General features: G+C 42.5%; 18 protein-coding genes and 1 pseudogene. 4 read left to right on the forward strand and 15 right to left on the reverse strand.

Features of this window, described 5'->3' with window-relative positions:
* Positions 1-12: 12 nt before the first annotated feature.
* The 3 genes from ACKTT2_RS44040 to ACKTT2_RS44050 form a co-directional block, all read right to left on the reverse strand.
* Positions 13-537, reverse strand: coding sequence for a DUF4365 domain-containing protein (locus ACKTT2_RS44040; protein WP_407898563.1), 525 nt, complete (start codon positions 535-537; stop codon positions 13-15).
* 79 nt (positions 538-616) lie between these two features.
* Positions 617-1,243 (reverse strand): MarC family protein, encoded by a 627-nt coding sequence (locus ACKTT2_RS44045; RefSeq protein WP_407898565.1) that lies wholly within the window; start codon positions 1,241-1,243, stop codon positions 617-619.
* Between the two features lie 123 nt (positions 1,244-1,366).
* Entirely contained in the window at positions 1,367-1,894 is a 528-nt protein-coding gene (locus ACKTT2_RS44050) for a DUF1003 domain-containing protein (RefSeq protein WP_407898567.1), read from the reverse strand.
* 288 nt (positions 1,895-2,182) lie between these two features.
* Here ACKTT2_RS44050 and ACKTT2_RS44055 point away from each other — a divergent pair.
* Positions 2,183-2,683, forward strand: a pseudogene (locus tag ACKTT2_RS44055) (N-acetylmuramoyl-L-alanine amidase); the annotation flags it as partial.
* A 27-nt stretch (positions 2,684-2,710) separates the two neighbouring features.
* Here the strand turns inward: ACKTT2_RS44055 and ACKTT2_RS44060 are convergent.
* From ACKTT2_RS44060 to ACKTT2_RS44070, 3 genes are all read right to left on the reverse strand, one after another.
* A complete protein-coding gene (locus tag ACKTT2_RS44060) occupies positions 2,711-4,468 on the reverse strand; it encodes an amidase family protein (RefSeq protein WP_407898569.1) in 1,758 nt (585 codons plus the stop codon).
* A gap of 56 nt (positions 4,469-4,524) precedes the next feature.
* Positions 4,525-4,776, reverse strand: a complete 252-nt coding sequence (locus ACKTT2_RS44065; RefSeq protein WP_407898571.1) for a potassium-transporting ATPase subunit F — start codon at positions 4,774-4,776, stop codon at positions 4,525-4,527.
* Positions 4,777-4,991: 215 nt separating this feature from the next.
* Complete coding sequence (locus tag ACKTT2_RS44070) at positions 4,992-5,894, reverse strand: class I SAM-dependent methyltransferase (protein WP_407898573.1); 903 nt, start codon at positions 5,892-5,894, stop codon at positions 4,992-4,994.
* Positions 5,895-6,091: 197 nt separating this feature from the next.
* On the opposite strand from ACKTT2_RS44070, the gene ACKTT2_RS44075 reads away from it, so the two are divergent.
* Positions 6,092-7,603, forward strand: a complete 1,512-nt coding sequence (locus ACKTT2_RS44075) for a hydroxysqualene dehydroxylase (RefSeq protein WP_407898575.1) — start codon at positions 6,092-6,094, stop codon at positions 7,601-7,603.
* Between the two features lie 205 nt (positions 7,604-7,808).
* On the opposite strand, the gene ACKTT2_RS44080 is transcribed toward ACKTT2_RS44075, so the two are convergent.
* The 3 genes from ACKTT2_RS44080 to ACKTT2_RS44090 all read right to left on the reverse strand — a co-directional run bounded on the left by ACKTT2_RS44080 (position 7,809) and on the right by ACKTT2_RS44090 (position 9,521).
* Positions 7,809-8,771, reverse strand: a complete 963-nt coding sequence (locus tag ACKTT2_RS44080) for a threo-3-hydroxy-L-aspartate ammonia-lyase (protein WP_407898577.1) — start codon at positions 8,769-8,771, stop codon at positions 7,809-7,811.
* A 44-nt stretch (positions 8,772-8,815) separates the two neighbouring features.
* On the reverse strand, positions 8,816-9,022 hold the full coding sequence (locus ACKTT2_RS44085) for a hypothetical protein (protein ID WP_407898579.1): 207 nt from the start codon (positions 9,020-9,022) through the stop codon (positions 8,816-8,818).
* 121 nt (positions 9,023-9,143) lie between these two features.
* Entirely contained in the window at positions 9,144-9,521 is a 378-nt protein-coding gene (locus tag ACKTT2_RS44090) for a hypothetical protein (RefSeq protein ID WP_407898581.1), read from the reverse strand.
* 37 nt (positions 9,522-9,558) lie between these two features.
* Here ACKTT2_RS44090 and ACKTT2_RS44095 point away from each other — a divergent pair, with 37 nt between their 5' ends.
* The gene (locus ACKTT2_RS44095) at positions 9,559-10,176 is read left to right on the forward strand and encodes a hypothetical protein (protein ID WP_407898583.1); all 618 of its coding nucleotides are present in this window, start codon (positions 9,559-9,561) and stop codon (positions 10,174-10,176) included.
* A 43-nt stretch (positions 10,177-10,219) separates the two neighbouring features.
* On the opposite strand, the gene ACKTT2_RS44100 is transcribed toward ACKTT2_RS44095, so the two are convergent.
* The 6 genes from ACKTT2_RS44100 to ACKTT2_RS44125 all read right to left on the reverse strand — a co-directional run bounded on the left by ACKTT2_RS44100 (position 10,220) and on the right by ACKTT2_RS44125 (position 16,222).
* Positions 10,220-11,152 carry an enoyl-CoA hydratase/isomerase family protein gene (locus ACKTT2_RS44100; protein ID WP_407898585.1) on the reverse strand — a complete coding sequence of 311 codons (933 nt, stop codon included), beginning with the start codon at positions 11,150-11,152 and terminating at the stop codon, positions 10,220-10,222.
* Positions 11,153-11,165: 13 nt separating this feature from the next.
* On the reverse strand, positions 11,166-11,933 hold the full coding sequence (locus ACKTT2_RS44105; RefSeq protein WP_407898588.1) for a DUF928 domain-containing protein: 768 nt from the start codon (positions 11,931-11,933) through the stop codon (positions 11,166-11,168).
* A 105-nt stretch (positions 11,934-12,038) separates the two neighbouring features.
* Entirely contained in the window at positions 12,039-13,007 is a 969-nt protein-coding gene (locus ACKTT2_RS44110; RefSeq protein ID WP_407898591.1) for a CHAT domain-containing protein, read from the reverse strand.
* Positions 12,962-13,540 (reverse strand): tetratricopeptide repeat protein, encoded by a 579-nt coding sequence (locus tag ACKTT2_RS44115; RefSeq protein WP_407898593.1) that lies wholly within the window; start codon positions 13,538-13,540, stop codon positions 12,962-12,964. Before ACKTT2_RS44115 ends, ACKTT2_RS44110 begins: the two co-directional genes overlap by 46 nt.
* An 86-nt stretch (positions 13,541-13,626) precedes the next feature.
* Positions 13,627-14,145, reverse strand: coding sequence for a TylF/MycF/NovP-related O-methyltransferase (locus ACKTT2_RS44120; RefSeq protein WP_407898627.1), 519 nt, complete (start codon positions 14,143-14,145; stop codon positions 13,627-13,629).
* Positions 14,146-14,584: 439 nt separating this feature from the next.
* On the reverse strand, positions 14,585-16,222 hold the full coding sequence (locus ACKTT2_RS44125; protein ID WP_407898595.1) for an NHL repeat-containing protein: 1,638 nt from the start codon (positions 16,220-16,222) through the stop codon (positions 14,585-14,587).
* A 730-nt stretch (positions 16,223-16,952) separates the two neighbouring features.
* Here ACKTT2_RS44125 and ACKTT2_RS44130 point away from each other — a divergent pair.
* Positions 16,953-18,878, forward strand: a complete 1,926-nt coding sequence (locus ACKTT2_RS44130) for a GMC family oxidoreductase (RefSeq protein ID WP_407898597.1) — start codon at positions 16,953-16,955, stop codon at positions 18,876-18,878.
* Positions 18,879-18,932 lie beyond the last annotated feature (54 nt).

Here is an 18,932-nt window from a genome sequence, read left to right on the forward strand (position 1 = left end):
TCACCTAACTTACTAAATTAAATCTTCTAAATCTAACAATCTCATTTTTCTTTTGGCTTCATTTTCTATTTGGTTTTTTAAAACTTGAGATGTCAATACATTGTCTTTTTGAATTTCAATAGTGATGGTTTCATTATTAGTGGTATCTTGTCTTCCCTTCAAAGATATCCAATAGGCACAACTTTTAACCAATGTTTCATTCTGTACAATATTTATAACATTTGACATATCTTTAGGAACTACCACTATGATTAATATTTGAGAGACAGCAGATTTACCTATTAACCTCCTATAATTGTTGACTGGTAAAGGATATTTAATAAATGTCTCTTTAATTATATCTTTCGCTGTGCATTTAACTTGTGCATCGATACTGGGCGAGAATATCTCTTCTATTATACCAGGTGCTCTGATAGTTATGTCTATGCCTGCATTATCTAGTGCTCTACTTGCATTAGTTACAATAAAACCGCTGACAGAAGCAAGCAATTTTACATAAGCATGGCTGAATTCTTCTTTTTTTGTGTTGTCGTCCATTTAATTTAGCTAGTTTATGGTCACTGATTAGTTAAGAAATAATTAATTACATAGAATCATTAGGGGTTGTAAAAAACTCTCACATTGTCTTAAGTATCTCTACTGTACCTTCAGCAATTAACTGAACAGCGATTGCCAAAATTAAAAACCCCAGTATCCGATTCAATGCTCCCATACCAGTTGACCCTAATTTTTCAATTAATGGTTCCCCTAAAGCAAGACATAGGTAAAGTAAGATTCCCAGTAGAGCTATTCCAATTAAACAACCCAAATAATCAACCCACTGACTAGCTCTAGTTGAAAATCCAATCACAACTCCAATTGCTCCCGGACCACCAACCATCGGTACAGCCATTGGTGTAAAAGATATATCTTCTTTATCTATTGCCTCTTGATGTTCTTGACTAGTTAGTCGCTGACGTGCAGTTACCATCTCCCAAGCAGTATGAGCAACAATTAAACCCCCTGCAATCCTTAAGACGCCTAATGAAATGCCAAAGAAATTGAGAATTAGCTTACCTGCAAGTAAAAAAGTAGCCAATACCAAAATGACATTCAATGTAGTCTTTTTCGCTTGTCGAAGACGGTAATTTGGAGTATCCGCAGCCGTTAGACTGTAAAAGATTGGTACTGCACCTATAGGATTAGCGATTGGAAAAAGTGCAGCCAATGTTCCAACAGTGTAGGAAATGAGATTTTGCCACATATCTATAATGATAAAAATGAAATGAACTGTTGAAGTAATGATTTAAAGTACAGTTTTTGAATTTGTTGTTTTTCTAAAAAAATTAAGTTTTTCAGCTTATTTCTCTCGAATAAATACATAAAATTAATTATCTATTAAACGAGCAGATATTTCTGATAACTTACTTTCTATCAGTTGTAACTGTTCTTGATGTGCTTTCAGCATTTGTGTAATCGCGACAATTTCCTCTTCCCGTAAAAGGTTCATTTTGTCATGTAGCAATTCAATTTCTAATTCTGCTTTTTGATTGACTTCATAGTCATATTTCGCATCCTGGCGATCGATATTCGCTTGACGATTCTGACTCATCATAATGATAGGTGCAGTGTAAGCTGCCTGAAAAGATAACATTAGATTGAGTAAGATAAATGGATAAGGGTCCCAATGCTTGACGTAAGCTGTGATGTTAAGAATAATCCAAAGTATGAGCAAAGCACTTTGAATGATAATAAATCGCCAAGAACCGACAGTATCAGCGACTATATCAGCCAATCTGTCACCTAGAGAGGTCTGAGACTTAGGTGGGTTTTGTGCGGGTTTGCGATCGCGCAAACGCTGTAGTAGTCTATACTCTTCTACACTAACACGGGCGTTTAAAGGTCTTTTTTGCATATTTCTATAGATAGTTGTGCTTTCCAGTCGTTAGTTTACCAAAATATATTAGTATTTTACTGTGACTGATTACTGTTTCAATCTTTGTTTTCTCTTCACAGTTTAAATTAAGTAAATTTCTCCTAGTTTTTCTATAAAAAATGAGTCATTATCCAAAAAGACAAGGCGGTAATAAATCTCAACAATGTCCGTAAAATCATTTTTGGATTGGTGCTCAACATCACTTAATTTGATAACTACAATTGTAATCCTAAAGAGAAAGTCACCTAATTATCTGAGGTACAGAAAATGAAATTCGCAATTGATATTGGACATAATTGCCCTCCTGATACAGGAGCAAGAGGAATAAAAATTGAGGATAAACTCACTTTAGATGTAGGTACTAAAGTTATATCTAAGTTAAAAGAATTAGGGCATGAAGTGGTATCATGTAAACCATCGCAAGCTGATACAGTCAGAGAATCACTTGCTAAAAGATGCCAAACAGCAAATAATGCTCAAGTTGATATATTTGTTTCTATTCATTTCAATGCCTTTAACGGACAAGCTCATGGAACTGAAGTCTTTGCAATGAGTGAAGGAGGTAGAAAGATTGCCCAGTCCGTATTAAATGAAATTGTCAAACTAGGATTTGTAAATCGTGGTGTTAAAGATGGTGGTCATTTGTATGTTATTAAACATACCAATATGCCAGCCATTTTGGTAGAGTGCTGTTTTGTAGATTCGCAAAAAGATATGAATTTACTAAATGTAGAGACAATGTCCAATGCGATCGTTAAGGGGATAACGGATTAGTTAGTTGTTAATTGTTAGTTGTTAGTGCTTAGTAGAAAATAACCTTTTTGCAAGAGGTCTAGTCCAGCAATCCTTTTTGATGCGGTGCCGACGTTTGAGCCTAAAGGTGAGAAATCCCAAACCAAGCAACACCATAGTAGGTAATATAGAAGGCTCAGGTACAAGTATGGGAGGACGACGAAGCTGTGTAGCACGCTCGTAGTCATATGCATAGCTAATAATTTCTGCTTCACCAAAGTAGTTGCCCAAAAACTCCAAAGACATGGGAATTCCTTGAGATGAGAATCCCATTGGGACTGTAATAGCTGGTAAACCGAGGATGTTTGCCTCGAACCGTGCAGGAAGACTACCGTAGACCTTGTACACTTCGTCTCCTGCGTCTCCCTGTGATGGCGCAAGGTAGTTGAGCGTTGGAAAGACAAAGGCATCAATGCTGTTCGCTGCCATAAAGTCTTCATACTGTTCTGTCCGGAGTTTGGCGAGAGCTTGCAGTGCTTGGGCTACTTCTGGAAGCTCCTCCCACGGCTTGGCAACTCCCGCAGCGATGATTTCGGCAATATCCTTGACGTAGGAGTAGTTTAAGTTATCCTCTGGGATAATATTGAGCAAGTCAACGAATGATTTAATTTCGTCGTTGTTGTACTCCTTGATGAGTTGTTCGTAATAGTATGCCAGACTCCGATCTACCCAGTTGTCGGAGCTGGGGTAACCTTCCGGACTATTATCAATAAACCAGGTTTTGTGAGCGGGAATGTCAACTTCAACTAGCTTTGCTCCTTGCGCTTCTAATGCTATCTTGGCTTGCTCGAACGCTGCGGCGACCTGCGGATCTATGGGAAAGCTTTCCCCCTTTTCGGGATCGCCCTTACCAATGTAAGGTCGGGGTAAACCCAGTGTCTTACCTTGGAGTGAAGTGTCGTCAAGGAAATTAATGTAAGAATTAGGACGGATTTTGTCCGGGATGTAAAGATTCCAGATGTTGTTTGGGTCGTAGTCAACCAGCGTATCCATCGCAATGGCAACATCTGCAACCGTTCTAGCCATCGGACCAATTACGTCCCGCTCGGGCGCTAGGGGCCAGGTACCATCGACAGAGATTAGACCAGCACTGGGTTTAAGACCGACCAGAGCGTTGTGGGTGCTGGGTACGCGGATCGAGCCGCCAGTCTCGCCACCCATAGCAAGCATCGTCAGGTTAGCTGCTACCGATACTGCCGATCCACTGCTGGAACCACCAGGCGTGCGGTCTGGCGCATAAGGGTTGATAACTTGTCCGTATGCCTCGCTCACCCCATCGTAAGAAAAAGCCCAAGTACTCATGTTCGCCTTACCTAGGATGACTGCTCCGGCTTCCTGAAGTTTCTTGACGGCGAAAGCGTCCTGTGTCGCGATGAGCGACTTGAAAACCGTAACACCGTTAGTTGTTGGCAAACCCTCAACATTGTACGAGTCCTTCACTACTACTGGTATACCGTGTAGTGGACCGAGAATAGTACCTCGATTGCGTAGCGCATCTAGCTGGTTCGCTTCCTGTAGCGCGTTTGGATTGAGGAAACCAATGGAATTTAGCTTTGCTCCTGCTTGGTCGTATGTAGCAATTTGGTCAAGGTACATTTGTGTGAGTTCTTGACTTGTTAAAGTACCTGCCTCAAATGCTGCATTAACATCAAGAATGGTCGCTTCCTCTAGCTTGAAAGTTGATGCCAGTACTGCTGTAGGAAAAATCCCTAGCATTACAACTTGAGCTGCTAGAAGAGGTGATTGTTTTAGAAGTCTCATCGATGGGTTATACCTCGTTGCTGATATCTAAAATAATGCATTACGAACAAAACTCATTAAAATTTTTCCGGTACAAACATGACGAAAAATAGATAGATAGAAAGCCCTACCGTTACCAGCCCTAACAGACCCAAAGCCCAAGCTTGACTTTGGGAAAACGTTCGATCGCTAGCAGCATAAACCATAGGTGCAAGCACAAGGTTAAAGCACATCGCCAGAAATAGATACAATGGCAGCTTTTGCTTCCGCCATTCAGACCAAATTTCAGTTACTGTTTCTATTGGCTGAGCTTTTTGAATGAGTTTCATAGTATTTGGTTAGCGATCGTTCTTATGTAGTGGCGGGCAAGATGCCCGCACCACAAGATATAGCAATCTTAAATCATTTGTAAACAATTTTAGGTACTGTAGGTAGGGCTATGCCGCACAAAAGACTTGGTGGTGGGCTGTCTTCCCTACCTACGTGTATTTTATAAATCAAATAGGATTGCTATATGTTGGAATATTGTTTGATTTAGAAGCCGTTAACCTAGTTGAGCACTATAAGCACTAAAGCCGTAAGCAAAAGTTTCTTTCATAGAATCTGATGAAGGTTTGAGACGACTGTTAACTGCTTGAGCGAAAGGAACTTTAACACCTTTAATAACGGTTGGTACAACAGCATACTCTTGTGTTGGTTCTACAATATACTGCGGACACTTCGCTTTCATCCCGGAAGTATCTAACATCGCTGCAATTTCATCAACAGTGTATTGTCTGAGATACACTGAGTTTTTGATGGGGCTTAACTTTCTCACAATATTGTGGATTTGATGAGATGGACAGGCTTTATTGTGGAAAGAATGATTAAAAACAAAAGTTCCTCCGGGCTTCAAGATGCGAGACATCTCTACCATGAGGGTTCTGAGTTGTGCCTCTGGTATATGCATAAATACGCAATTAGATATGATTAAGTCTACAGAGTTATCTTCCAGAGGTAACAGTTCAGCCGAGGCACAAATAATATAAAATTCGGCTCCAGGGAAAAAATTATATTCCTGCTTGCACTTGAGCAAACGACGCAGTAGAGATTCTGAAATATCAATACCGTAGTATTTCTGACAGCGCAAGTTCTTGTCTTTTGATAGAAACAACGGAATTCGTCCGTAACCGCAACCAATCTCAAGAATAGAACCAACGGACTTATTGAGTGGAAACTTAGTCCAAGTCCCTCCAGGTCTTCCGGTAAGGAGAGTATAATCTTGTTTCAGTTGCGATATCTCTTCAGTTTGTTCAATTTTTTGAGATCCGTAGTAAGTTTTCCCAATTCTGTCCCATCTCTGTTTTTGTTCTGTCTTGTTCAAATCTTCATAATCTTTGGGAAAATAGATACCGTTCCTCATCTGAAAATTATTCAGATTGACTTTGCTAATAACGGATGAACTCATTTGTATTGCTCCTCAGCAAGGCTGAAATATATTTGTTCTTGACTATATTCCGCACTTAGTAACAGACGACAGTAGTTTCAAGTAAGTGCTTCTAGTTGACCTCTAGATTATAAGTATATTCAACTAGGAAAAACAATTATGCCCCAATTAAGTTGAAAATTTTATATACAATCGTAGGAGAAAAAACGGAGGCTAGTATGGCAGAAGTGTCGCGTAGTAAGCGGATAGTCGTTGTGGGTGCGGGATGGGCTGGTTTAGGAGCAACCTACCACTTAGCAAAACAAGGGTATGAAGTGACACTTTTAGAAGCAGGTTCTTATCCGGGTGGCTTGGTTGCGGGTTGGAAAACAGCAGCAGGACGTTCCGTAGAAGCGGGTATCCACGGCTTTTGGTATCCATACAGGAATATCTTTGCTCTTATCGATGAGTTGGAAATTAACCCTTTTACCACTTGGACTCGTTCGTCTCAATATTCACCTTTGGGATTGGAAGTTGAATCACCAATTTTTCAGAATTTACCTCGACTCCCAACACCTTTAGGAACTTTTCTCTACACTCAGTTTAAGCGCTTGCCACTTATCGATCGTATCAGCGCCCTACCTTTACTCTATGCCATTATCGATTTCGACAATTCCGATGAAGCATGGCGGCGTTATGACTTTGTGACAGCCCGCGAATTATTTAAAGATTTTGGCGTTTCCGCAAGACTATATCGTGAATCATTTGAACCCATGTTACTGGTGGGCTTGTTTGCACCTGGAGAACAATGTTCGGCTGCAGCGACTCTGGGAATGCTTTACTATTTCATCCTGGCACATCAACCAGATTTTGACGTTGTGTGGTGTCGGGGAACTGTAGGAGAAAAAATCTTCCGTCCTTGGGTAGAACGTATTGAAAAAGCTGGTGCAAAGGTGTTAGCAAATCGTCGCGTCACTGATGTAATTGTTAATAGTGAGAATCAAGCCACTGGGGTTGTGTGCGGTGATGAAGTCTTTGAGACCGATGCTGTGGTTTTTGCTGTTGGTATTACAGGTATGAAAAAGATTCTCGCCAATAGCCCCAGCTTGCAAAGTCGGAAAGAATTCCGCAACATAGGTAATTTAGGAGCAATTGATGTTCTGGCAACTCGGCTGTGGTTTGACCGCAAAATCAATATTCAGCGTCCTTCCAATGCTTGCTTTGGATTTGATGCAACCACAGGTTGGACATTTTTTGATTTAAATGCATTGCATGACGAGTACCGCAACGAACCAGGAACCGTTGTTGAAGTTGATTTTTATCACGCCAATCAGTTTTTATCTTTGGAAAATGAAGAGATTGTACGGTTAGTACAGCGTTATTTGACAACTTGCGTACCAGCATTTGGAGACGCAAAAGTTATCGATCGCAGTGTGATTCGATTACCACAAGCAGTTTCTCACTTTGCTCCTGGTAGCTATTGTTATATGTTACCAGCAAGGACAAGTATTAAAAACGTGTTTATGAGCGGTGACTGGATTGCCAACCGTCATGGTTCGTGGTCGCAAGAAAAGGCTTATGTAACCGGATTAGAAGCAGCAAACTTGGTTGTTTCTTATTTGGGAGAGGGTTCGCTAGCACGAGTTATACCTGTGGAAGTCGATGAAACTCACATCCAATTGGCAAGAATCGCGAACAGAACCGCACGTCAAATTGGTAAATCGATATTACCAGAGTTTTGGCTACCATAACAGTGAGCAGTGACCAGTGAGCAGTGACCAGTGAGCAGTGACCAGTGACCAGTTAATTCCCATACTTAAACAATAGACTTTTTGCACAAAGTAGATTTTATCTGCGTGCATCAGCGTTCATCTGCGGTTAATTATTCATTTTTTCCGTAGCTAAATTTTGGAGCTTTTACCACTTTACACTTGGTCACTGGTTACTGGTCACTGGTCACTGAGTACTTGTCACTGATTTTAAATCCACATTGCCACCTGTAAGAATTACACCAACCCTAGCCCCTGGTGCTTTCACAACGCCTTCTAGTAAAGCTGAGGCGGCTAAAACTCCTGTAGGTTCTACAACAATTTTGAGACGTTCCCATAAAAAGAACATGGTGCGAACAATAGCTTCTTCGGATACGGTGACCATATCATCAACGTAATGCAACACGAGTGGAAAGGTGATTTTACCTAGATAAGGAGTCCGCGCACCATCAGCAATGGTATCGGGATTTTCTACTGTTTGTAAAGTTTTGGTATAGAAGGAACGGGTTGCATCGTCAGCAAGGGCTGGTTCTACTCCAATAACCCGACAATTGGGTAAAGCAGCTTTGGTTGCAATGGCGGAACCTGAGAGTAAACCGCCACCACCGCAACATACTAACAATAAGTCTAGTTCACCAACTTCCTGTATGAGTTCTCTGGCTGCTGTACCTTGTCCCGCTATGATATGAGGATGGTCGTATGGGGGAATTAGTGTCAGTGCCTTTTCTTTTAATAGATTGTGGGCTAATTCTTCTCTATTGGTTTCTTTGCGGTTATACAAAATTACCTCAGCACCATAACTGCGAGTTGCTGCTAATTTAACAGATGGGGCGTCATCTGGCATAGCAACTGTGGTAGGAATTTTGAGGAGTTGTCCGGCGAGTGCTATTCCTTGAGCGTGATTTCCAGATGAGAAGGTCAGTACGCCTTTTTCTTTCTGTTCTTCTGATAGTTGTGATAGGGCGTTGTAAGCACCTCTAAACTTAAATGACCCCGTGCGTTGAAAGTTTTCGCATTTAAAGAATACCTGAGAGTGAGTGCGATCGCTTACTGTTCTTGAGGTAAGCACGGGGGTACGGTGAGCAATACCAGCCAACCGTTTGGCTGCGGCTTCTATATCAGCTATGGTAATGGCAAGATGCTGTGACATTATAATAACCGAGTCAGCAATCCTCACATATTATAAGCACAAATCTAACGTGCCGAACAGCCATCTAAATTTCTAGAAGAGGGTTGAAGTGTGGAGACAGTGGAGTTATTGGCAACGAGAACTATCTCACCTTTATCGTTGAATACCCATCCTTGAGCTTCCACAATAGGAGTTGAGATTTGAGATGATGTAGAATTTTGGACTGAGTTCGTGCTTGAGGAAACTCTCTGTTCTTGTCTTTGAGTACCCACAGTGTTCGCCAATTCCACTAAGTCTACCTGAGTCTTCCCGCAGTTAGTCCAAATTGCAAACCAAGCGGTACACTGACACTGAGCAGTGGAGTTGTTTGGAGCGCAGTTGCACTGATCGGAACTAGCCCCCCTTCAAAAGGGGGGAAAATACTCTAAAAGTCCCCCTTTTGAAGGTGGATTTAGGGGGAGCGAGAATATTGAATACCTCAGTTATCACTTTTAAAACATCCTCTAAGTAAGCTTGTGATAAGTTCATAATTAATTCCCTGTCTTCGGCATCAATCTCACCACTTACTTCTATACTAACTTTCCAAGTCGCCAGCAACTTGACCACAGCTGAGCGTCTGACGTCTTCTCTGGGTAAAACCATCACCGAGCGCGATCGCTTGTTGCTGAAGCACGCCCTTTCCTTAAGGTTCAACCATAGTGTTTCAGGAGTAGAGGGTAACTTATCAATGGCAATAATTCCTCTTAAAAACACTTTTGATAGAGTAGTCACATAAGGCAATGGTAAAAATAGAGGAACTAGTGTAACTATGACATTTTCCGTTTTCTCGCGCCGTCAAGTTCTCCAAGTAGTAAGCGGTTTCGTTGCTGCATCTGCGAAAGGAAGTATTCCTTTAGTTGCAAATCTAATTGCTGACTCTACTTTAAATAGTCCAGCACAAGCACAGATATCTGGACGTGTATGCCTACCATTAGAATCTGGAAGTATAATTTCACTTGAATGTTTAGGAGATAAACTAGGTCCGAGATATCTAGACGGTAGAACAAAAGATGGCACAGTTGGATTGGCTCCTAGTTTTGGAGGAATGTATACGGGTACCAAGTGGAGAGTGGATAGGAGGCAAAGTACAAGTGTAGGAATCTACTACACATTTTATTGCCTTGGCGATATACCTGGTTCTAACTATCTAGATGGTAGAACAATAGATGGGACTGTGGGATTAGCTCATAGTTACGGAGAGGGAAGATATACAGGCGCTAGGTGGAGGGTATATACCGATGGCAACAGCTATTCATTATATTGCTTGGGTAGTGTAAATGGACCCAAATGGCTAGATGGTAGAACAGGAGATGGTACAGTTGGATTGGCTCCTAGTGTTGAGGAAAGATATACAGGTACTAAGTGGAAACTTACCTACCAAGGTTAAAGACATTATTTTGTATACAAAATACAAGATTTTCGTACAATACTTACTTAAACACCGGACGCCGTTTTTGTAAGAACGCAGTCAGTCCCTCTCGTCCTTCGGTTGAATTGGCGCTAATAGCCATTGCTTGACTTTCTGCTGCGAGTTGTTCGTTCAGAGTGTGATAAAAGGACCCATCGATCAGTTGCTTCATGCGCCCCAATGTTTCTATCGGCATTTTGGCAACACATTTTGCTAATATTTGGGTATTCTCAATCAACTTATGATTAGGAACGATCCGATTCACCAAACCAAGATCCTGAGCGGCTTTGGCATCGAGCGGTCGATCCAGCATTATGATTTCCATCGCTCGTCCGATTCCCACCAAACGAGGTAGGGTAAACGTCCCGCCAGCAGGTATACATAATCCATAGGACGTATTGGACTGCTTCAGGTAAGCTGATTTTGCCATAATCCGTAAATCGCAAGCTAATGCCAGGAATAAGCCAGCCCCTGCTGCGACTCCATTAATCGAAGCAATAACAGGTTTCGGCATGGTGCGGATTTCTTCAATGCACTGATGTAGCACAGCAGTTAAAGCTAAAAATGAATCGCCCGGAGTATCAGGATTTGCTTGAACGGCAAACTTCAAATCTCCTCCAGCACAAAAAGCACGCCCCTTACCTGTAATCACGATGGCTCGAATTGCTGGGCTCTGTCTTGCTTCAATCAGGTGTTGTTGCAACAACTCAACCATCTCTAAGTTGATAGCATTGAGTACAGCTGGGCGATCGAGTGTGATGTACATAATGCTCTGGGCAATTCGAGCCGTCACTGGCAATATCATTGAGGGTGAGCCGTTATCATTCATGCTTCTTTGAAATCGATAACCTCGAATTGAGTATCGATTTAGCCTTATGTTTTTGATTAACCAAGCTTTCACAAATCGCAATAGATTATTAATCACTTGAGGAAAATTCATGTTATGACCTATCATTGTGACTACCTACTTAGAATTGAAATGGCTCTGTAACAACTACCTCTAGTCCTACAGATTTAAGAAAATTAGTCCAAATACCTGTTACAGCTTTGCTGTTGGGCTGGGCTTTTCTTATTCGAGCCAAAGTTGTTAAAGCATCGTACCAAATTCCTTTTTCGCCATACCAGTTTGCTTGCTCCAAACTCACTCTCTGACTAGTAAGTGGCTGAGGTAAAGCAACACGACGGACCCAAGAGGCAATTATTGGATCGTTTGGGCTGGGTTTTTCCCCACAAATCAATACCACAGCCCACTCATAGTTCTTTCCTACTTCTAAAGGAGGTGAACTATTGGGGATATTCAGAGCTACGATACCAGGCTTTCCCGTGATGGAGAAAAAGGTTTGGGAATAATGCTGAGTGCCTTCTTCTATAAGACTTAATACAACTTGCTTTGCAGATATTTGTGGCAAGTAAACTAAAAATGTTGGACGTTCTGCCACAGTCAACCCATAGTTGCTATTGGGAGGAACCAGTGCGATCGCTGATGGCTTATCTAATAATATGTTGGATGTAGCGGCTGATATTGCGTCTTGAGGACATAACCACTTCTGACGTGTTCCCGCTCCTGATGTTCTCTTTGGCTTGCCTTGACCTGGTGGTGGTTTAAATCTAACTTGGGATAGTAGGTGATTTGTCTTCGCCGAACTCTCGGCACTTAATTGAGCGCTCGCGGGCTTTGTCCCTAAAAGAAACAGCCCTACGATAATTAGATGAATCAGTGGTCTGTTGTTAAACATTACTTATCTTTTGATAAGGGTCATCCCTAGTCAGGGCAAAAGTTCAGCATGAATAGCTTTACCTTGTTATATGTATAAATGGGTTATGAATCATTAACTTATGCACTAAAACCAATTTCCTACCAAAACGAATGGTGACCAGTAGTAGGGATGTTTATATTGAGACGATTTCAGTAGGGAGAGTTGAGCCTGACGAAGTGCCTCGACTTTGGTCGCCCCAGATTTATTCAACTCTGAGTAAAACTTACTCATTAACTCAGCAGTAGACTCATCTGCAACTGACCACAGCCTCGCTAACGTACTGCGTGCTCCCGATCGCACTGCTACCCCTGCTAGTCCCAAAACCGCTCGCTTGTCACCAGTTGCTGTTTGACAGGCGCTTAAAACTAACAACTCAAGGGGGCTTCGGTTTAGTTGTTCGCGTCTTTGCAGTAATTTGTCTAGCTCTTTAACGTTAATGCGATCGTCCCAGGTTAGCAAAAAGGTATTTTCCGCTTGGGAAGAAAACTGACCGTGAGTTGCTAAGTGAACGATGGAGAAAGGTACAGCGTTGATTTGAGCTTGAAGACGATCGCGAGTAAATTCTCTGTTCAACAGGACTTGAGATGGAATCACCTTAGCGATCTCTTGGACTTCTAGCTCTACTGCAGGCAAAGCCGAAAACCCCTGACGCGCTTCAGCTAAACCTCCCGCTAAAGCTCTTAACCTATCTGGGGAAAGCGGTCGCGAATACAAAAGCTGCAACCCTGGAGTCAAAGCAACGCTATACTTTTCAATCAGATACTCCTGCTTTTTGCTGTCATAAAGTGCCGCTACAGGAACTCCGCGCAGCACTCCATCTAGGACAAACACCAAAGTTTTGACCTTTTCCTTTTCTAGTTCCGCCTCTACCGGACGGATGAGCCAATCGTAAAGAATCTGTCGCGGACGCAGTGGGTTTGAACCAGAGATGAAAGGGGTTAAAGTCGCAAACAGATCGTCGAAGACGCGCTCGACCGGACCTCCTTCTCCATCGTTTGGATTGTCAATCAGTGGAGTTGCGTAGTATTGTAGGTCTTGTTTGGGTCGAGACAAAATAACAGCAAGGCTTTTGAGGATTCTCCCACTGCTAGTTGCAGCTGTCCTTGGATATCCAAGGTAGAACCGAGGATTCGCAATTGAGTTGGTGTCTTTTCTAGCGTTTGCAAGAGGTTCAGGCTCTGGGCGATCGCTTCTTTAGCTTTATCCCATTGTCCCACTTGTTGAAGAGTGAGCGAGAGGTTGCTCAACGCCATTGCCTGATTTAACTTATCCCCAATAGCTGCAAAAGCCTTTTCTGCCTCTTGCCAAACTATAACCGCTTCCTCAAACTTTCCAACTTCATAAAGCGCTTTGCCTTGTTCTACCAACTGTGAAGTATCGGCTTGGTTTTGGACGATAGAGGTTGATGCTCTAACTTGGTCAGCAACTAGTGTTCCTCCCATTGACAGAAAAAATAACAGAACTGCTAGAAACAGCGATCGCACGCTACTCCTTAAGAAGGACTTCACTTGGCAAGTTTCACGCGATCGCCATCTGTCAAGTTTTTTCAGAAAATTCTGACCTAGTTCCGGCTGTCTTTTGACCACATTTTTTCTCTAATGTCAATATAGATCGGAAAAGCGTCTCTTTCCACCTGCTGTTGTGTTTCTCACAATGGGAAGTTTTAGTAATGCTAAGAAAGGACTCTGACAGCAACACGCTCTTTAAGTGGAACGTCTTGAGTATACCTGGGTTCACCCATCGAGCCGTATTGGGCGTACTCAGATAGTTCTTGAGTTTCTTGAGTTCCATTGATTCCAATCCATTGAAATTGTTTCTCTGAAGCCAGAGCAAATTCGTAAAACGCCTTTAACTCATGTTCTTCAAATCCAGGATATTCAATCAGTTCGTCGAAAACGATTATTGAACCTTCTGTGAGTTTTTCTCCTAAATACCTGAATATAGTTTTAGTTGATGAATAAAGATCGCAATCAACGTGCAACAAAGATATATACTGCTGGGTGTGAGCAGCGATAAACTGAGGAATAGTATCTTCAAAAAGACCTTTTATGAGAGTCGCATTGCTTTTTACCTGGGGTAATTCTGGTTGCTTAAAAGCTCCTTTAGGTAATCCAGGACGCCAATCAGATGGTAATCCCTCAAAACTGTCAAACCCATAAACAGTTCCTTGTAACCGATACTCACAGAAAATATTGAGGGTGTCCGGCTAGCAACACCAAACTCTAACCAAAGACTATCTTGATTAACAAGCTTCTCCCACAAGACATATTGGAGAGGTGAGATTGGCAACTGCATTCCTGGAAGAATACGACAGCTATCTTCCACGAATCTGTTAAAGTCCTGATGAAAATTAATAATGTTCTGCATATTTTCTAATGAAGCAGTGATATTGCTCAAAGATGTTGTTCTAGGACGCTGTTCGATCGGCATACAACCCAGATGTGTTAATCTGAATTTTCTCCCCAGAGCCTGTGAAAGCGTTGGCGGTGATATCGCTGTTTTCTCTGGGATATATAGAAACATCCTACTTTTCCCTGGGCTAGGGGTTCCCTCTAGGGTTGGGGGAAATGGGAGGAGCTCCAAAGCGTGAAATCCCTGAAATACCATTGAGGTTGCGTAAGTCCTGTCTTCTATGGAAATTTTTTAAGTTTAACGGTGCGAACGGAATTATCTCTATCTCCTGTTACGTACACTGTGTCACCTGCTATAGCAATTCCTGTCAGCCCGTAAGGTGGGGGTCCGTCTGGAGGACCTTCAAAGCCAATAGGTAAATTCTTCTTTAAAATAAAACTTCTGCCCGTATTGATATTAATTGCTTTAAGACTTTGGGTGCCAACTTCAGCAACCACTGCAATACCACTGGAATGGTAAGCAACACCTTCTGGAGAAGATAAATTCGTTGCGATGACTTGACGTTCTCCAGTTGCTAAATTGATTCGCGAGAGTTGGTTACTGAGAAATTCCGTGACCAAAACAGTAGAGTCGTCCACTTTTGCCAAACCCGTCGGGCAACCCAAACCTTCTACCACTGTACGTCTATTGCTACCGACTTTGTCCAAAATTTGTATGAGTTGACCTCTGGCACAATCAGCAACTACGATACTGTTGTCTGCAAGCTCAACCGCATCATAGGGTACGCTAAAACCCGTATAGGTATCCAATACTTCCCCCGTTTCCCGATTGAGTCGCTGCACGACTCCTAAAAACCAACTGCTGGTAATTGCGTTTTGGTCATTAATAGAAACAGTAAGGGGGAATTGAAGGGGCGTTACGATGCTCCGTACTGTCTTTAGTATGCGTCCGCTTAGACGATCTAAAATTCGATAGGAATAGGCATCAGCAATATATAGAGAGTTACCGTAAGCAGCAATTCCACCAGGGGAAGTCAGTCCAGAACTCTTGATAACAGGACGAACTTTACCAGTTTCCGTATTGACTTCATTAATATCGCTATCCACAAAGTTGGTTGCGTACAATAAATCGTTAGAACCAAAAGCAAGATTGTCAAGTCCCGGTTGCAACCTTGCTTTCTCCTGAGTTTGTCCGGTTATTGTGTTCACATAGAGAACTTGACCTGTTGCACTATCTAAGGCAAATAGCTCGCCCTTTGAATTAAATTTAACAGCAATGGGACTCACCAAACCTGAAGCTACCCGTTCTACAGTGCCAGTATCCACATTAATTCTGACAATCTCCCCTGTAAATTGAAGGGGACTGTACAAAAGCCCATCAGCACCAAACTCGAAAGCATTCAATCCCGGTAGATTGAGAATCAAGCGTGGAGGAGTTGCTCCTGTTGGGTCAAGTTCGTAAAGCCCCGTGTTTTGCAAACTCAAACTTTGAGCGACGAAGATGCGACCCTCAGCATTTTGTGCGATCGCATCAATGCCACTGATACCCGAAGCTAGAGTTTTGAAGTTACCTGTCTGCGGGTCAAAGTTTCTCACCTCACCAGTCAGTAAAGCCGTGTAAAAAAATTGATTGTTTGGAGTAAATAAGAAATCATCAGCCTGACCAAAGGGGCGATCGAGAAATACCTCGTATTCTCCCGTCACGGGATTAACTCGATATGTAGTTTGCTGTATTACGCTCCCTACATACAGTTGTCCTTTTGGATCGAAATTAATACCATTGAATCCTTTAAAGGGCGACGGCGGTACCAAGACTTCATCAACTGCTCTAGCTGAAGCGGAGCCTATCCCAAATAAACAAAGACTACTTGTTAACAAAAGTCCCCACAACCAACACCTGCTGCTTAAATCTCTCATCTTTACCTCTACTCATAAAGTGATGAACAATCTTTCTTCAACACACGCCAACAAAATTCAAACTATCTTAATTAAACCACTAACACGGTCTTCACGTTATAAATCAGGACTTACGCAACGTCAACGATATTCTGGGGTTTTCACGTGTTGCAGATCTCCCCAAACCCCGATAAAGTGGGGGGTTTTGCGTAAGTCCTATAAATAAATCTGCTATTAGGATACAAGGAAACCCTTGTCAGACAAATAAATTCTCGCTTGTATAGTTGTCATCTCTTTAAGCCTCTTTATCTAAGTCAGAGAATTGAAACCTGCTTTGTGACTCAACCTCAAATTTTCATGTCTCTACAATATTGAAGATAATTTCAATTGTCTATAGGAAAAAATAGGAGTCAAAAAGATAAAATCGCAAGATAGAAAATTAGATAATTCAGATGTGGTGAGGGTTTTTACAGTTTGTATGTAAGTTCTACTGACTTTTTCCTACTTTCTAAGTATTTTCCTTAATTCGTTTGATGAAAATATCCTATTTTTTCCCATTGTACTCTGGAAAATCTATGAGACATATAGAAATGGTGACAAAAACCAAAAAGTAATTCCCGACTGTAGCAGTAGTGTTGATGGCGTCCAGCGATCGTAAGTACTAGTCTTTATGAAAGTACCCGCCATGTATTTGTAGACAAGCACGAAGAACTTGAAGAAAAACTTATTACTCTGTACCAAGGAACAACTTATGCTCGACCAATTTTATAACCGCCGTCGCTTTCTTCAAAATGCCGCTCTATTCTCTACTGGGTTAGCAGCTTCATTAGCCTATCAAAAAAAAGCTATTCCTATCAATCCATCAGCACCTGTCGAATATATAGTTGTTGGTTCTGGTGCGGGCGGTGGTCCCTTGGCTGTCAATCTTGCAAAAGCAGGGCATAAGGTAGTTCTCATAGAGGCTGGTGGTGAGGACGGTGACGAGCTGATCTCAGTGCCATTATTCAGTCCGCTTGTCGGTGAAGATCCAAGAGTCAGATGGGACTACTTCGTTCGGCAGTACACAGATGAGGAGCGCCAAAAACGCAATAGTAAGTATGTTCCCGAACGAGGCGGTGTGTTGTATCCACGAGCTGGTACGCTTGGTGGATGCACCGTGCATAATCTAATGATTACGATTTATCCAAATAACAGTGACTGGGATGCGATTGCAGAAGATACTGGCGACCCTAGCTGGAAAGCAGAGAATATGCGGAAGTACTTTGAGCGGCTCGAGCAGTGCCGCTATGTTGAACGACCAACAAGCACCAGCAACCCAACACGTCATGGATTTGATGGCTGGCTAACAACCGAAATAACCGATCCCGCACTGTTTATTAAAGACAGCAACATGCAGCAGATTTTGCGCTCGGCTGCTATTGAAGCTGGTTCTGAAAGCCTACTTGATGCATTTTTACGTCGAGAACTCGATCCAAATTCTTGGGTAGTTAATTTAAAGGATACCGAAGGATTCTACAACGTCCCGCAAGCAACTCGCAATGGCCGTCGAAATGGTGTACGCGAAATCATTAGAGAGACTGCTGCTGCACTCCCAAATAACCTAATTGTTAAAACCAACACCTTAGTCACTCGCGTGCTTTTCCGTGGCAAGGACGCAATCGGTGTTGAGTACCTTGAGGGCGCTCATCTTTATCGCGCCGATCCGCAGGCTCCATCCGATGGACCGGAACCCGGACCGAGAAAAGTAATGTACGCTTCTCGCGAAATCATCCTGGCAGCTGGTGCCTTTAACAGCCCGCAGATTCTAAAGCTCTCCGGCATCGGTCCGGCTGATGAACTCCACAAACATGGTATTCAGCCAATCGTTAACCTTCCTGGAGTTGGCGAGAACCTGCAAGATCGCTACGAAGTTGGTATTATAACACAAATGAATTCGGATTTCACGCTCGCTCAGAACTGCACTCCAGGAAAACCGTCCGATCCTTGCTTTGTTGAGTGGGAACAGGGTCAGGGAATTTATGCGAACAACGCCGTGTTCGGAGGTCATATCCGGAAGTCCGATTCAGCACGAAGCGTTCCCGACCTCTTCATCTTTGGCTTACCCGTACCATACCAAGGCTATTATCCTGGTTGGTCTGAGCCTCTCTCACAAATAAAAAACCAGTTCAGCTGGACTGTTCTGAAAGCGCATACACGTAATCGCGCCGGAAGTGTGAAACTGCGCTCATCTGACCCACGTGACACTCCCGAAATCAACTTTCATTATTTTACTGAGGGTAACGACATTGAAGGAGAGGATCTCGAATCAGTTATTAATGGTGTCGAATTTGTGCGTCGCATGAACGAGCGTATTGCAGATATTTCAAAAGAAGTGATTCCCGGTCCAACAGTTCAATCGCGAGAAGAGGTTATCAAATTTGTGGAGGCTGAGGCGTGGGGACATCATGCCTCATGCACTAACAAGATAGGTACATTGAACGACCCAATGGCTGTGGTTGATAGTGAATTCCGCGTTCATGGTACGCGCAATCTGCGGATCGTAGATGCTTCGGTATTCCCGCGCGTTCCTGGTTACTTTATTGTCACACCAATCTACATAATTAGTGAGAAAGCAAGTGATGTTATATTAGCAAGCGCTAAAAATCAAAGGATCTTGCCTGTGTATGAAAGTAGGTAAGTATCCTTGTAGCGCTCGCCGTCTGTAAAGTTTTTTCAGAAAATTCTGACTCAA

The organism is Scytonema hankhaensis NUACC26, from assembly GCF_045865695.1.
Classification (GTDB): domain Bacteria; phylum Cyanobacteriota; class Cyanobacteriia; order Cyanobacteriales; family Nostocaceae; genus Scytonema.

Excerpts from the sequence above, each read along its gene's own strand:
- ACKTT2_RS44095 (WP_407898583.1), top strand. The coding sequence starts at position 9,559 with ATGACATTTTCCGTTTTCTCGCGCCGTCAAGTTCTCCAAGTAGTAAGC.
- ACKTT2_RS44040 (WP_407898563.1), bottom strand. The coding sequence starts at position 537 with ATGGACGACAACACAAAAAAAGAAGAATTCAGCCATGCTTATGTAAAA.
- ACKTT2_RS44060 (WP_407898569.1), bottom strand. The coding sequence starts at position 4,468 with ATGAGACTTCTAAAACAATCACCTCTTCTAGCAGCTCAAGTTGTAATG.
- ACKTT2_RS44105 (WP_407898588.1), bottom strand. The coding sequence starts at position 11,933 with ATGTTTAACAACAGACCACTGATTCATCTAATTATCGTAGGGCTGTTT.
- ACKTT2_RS44065 (WP_407898571.1), bottom strand. The coding sequence starts at position 4,776 with ATGAAACTCATTCAAAAAGCTCAGCCAATAGAAACAGTAACTGAAATT.
- ACKTT2_RS44130 (WP_407898597.1), top strand. The coding sequence starts at position 16,953 with ATGCTCGACCAATTTTATAACCGCCGTCGCTTTCTTCAAAATGCCGCT.
- ACKTT2_RS44045 (WP_407898565.1), bottom strand. The coding sequence starts at position 1,243 with ATGTGGCAAAATCTCATTTCCTACACTGTTGGAACATTGGCTGCACTT.
- ACKTT2_RS44080 (WP_407898577.1), bottom strand. The coding sequence starts at position 8,771 with ATGTCACAGCATCTTGCCATTACCATAGCTGATATAGAAGCCGCAGCC.
- ACKTT2_RS44100 (WP_407898585.1), bottom strand. The coding sequence starts at position 11,152 with ATGATAGGTCATAACATGAATTTTCCTCAAGTGATTAATAATCTATTG.
- ACKTT2_RS44125 (WP_407898595.1), bottom strand. The coding sequence starts at position 16,222 with ATGAGAGATTTAAGCAGCAGGTGTTGGTTGTGGGGACTTTTGTTAACA.
- ACKTT2_RS44050 (WP_407898567.1), bottom strand. The coding sequence starts at position 1,894 with ATGCAAAAAAGACCTTTAAACGCCCGTGTTAGTGTAGAAGAGTATAGA.
- ACKTT2_RS44075 (WP_407898575.1), top strand. The coding sequence starts at position 6,092 with ATGGCAGAAGTGTCGCGTAGTAAGCGGATAGTCGTTGTGGGTGCGGGA.
- ACKTT2_RS44070 (WP_407898573.1), bottom strand. The coding sequence starts at position 5,894 with ATGAGTTCATCCGTTATTAGCAAAGTCAATCTGAATAATTTTCAGATG.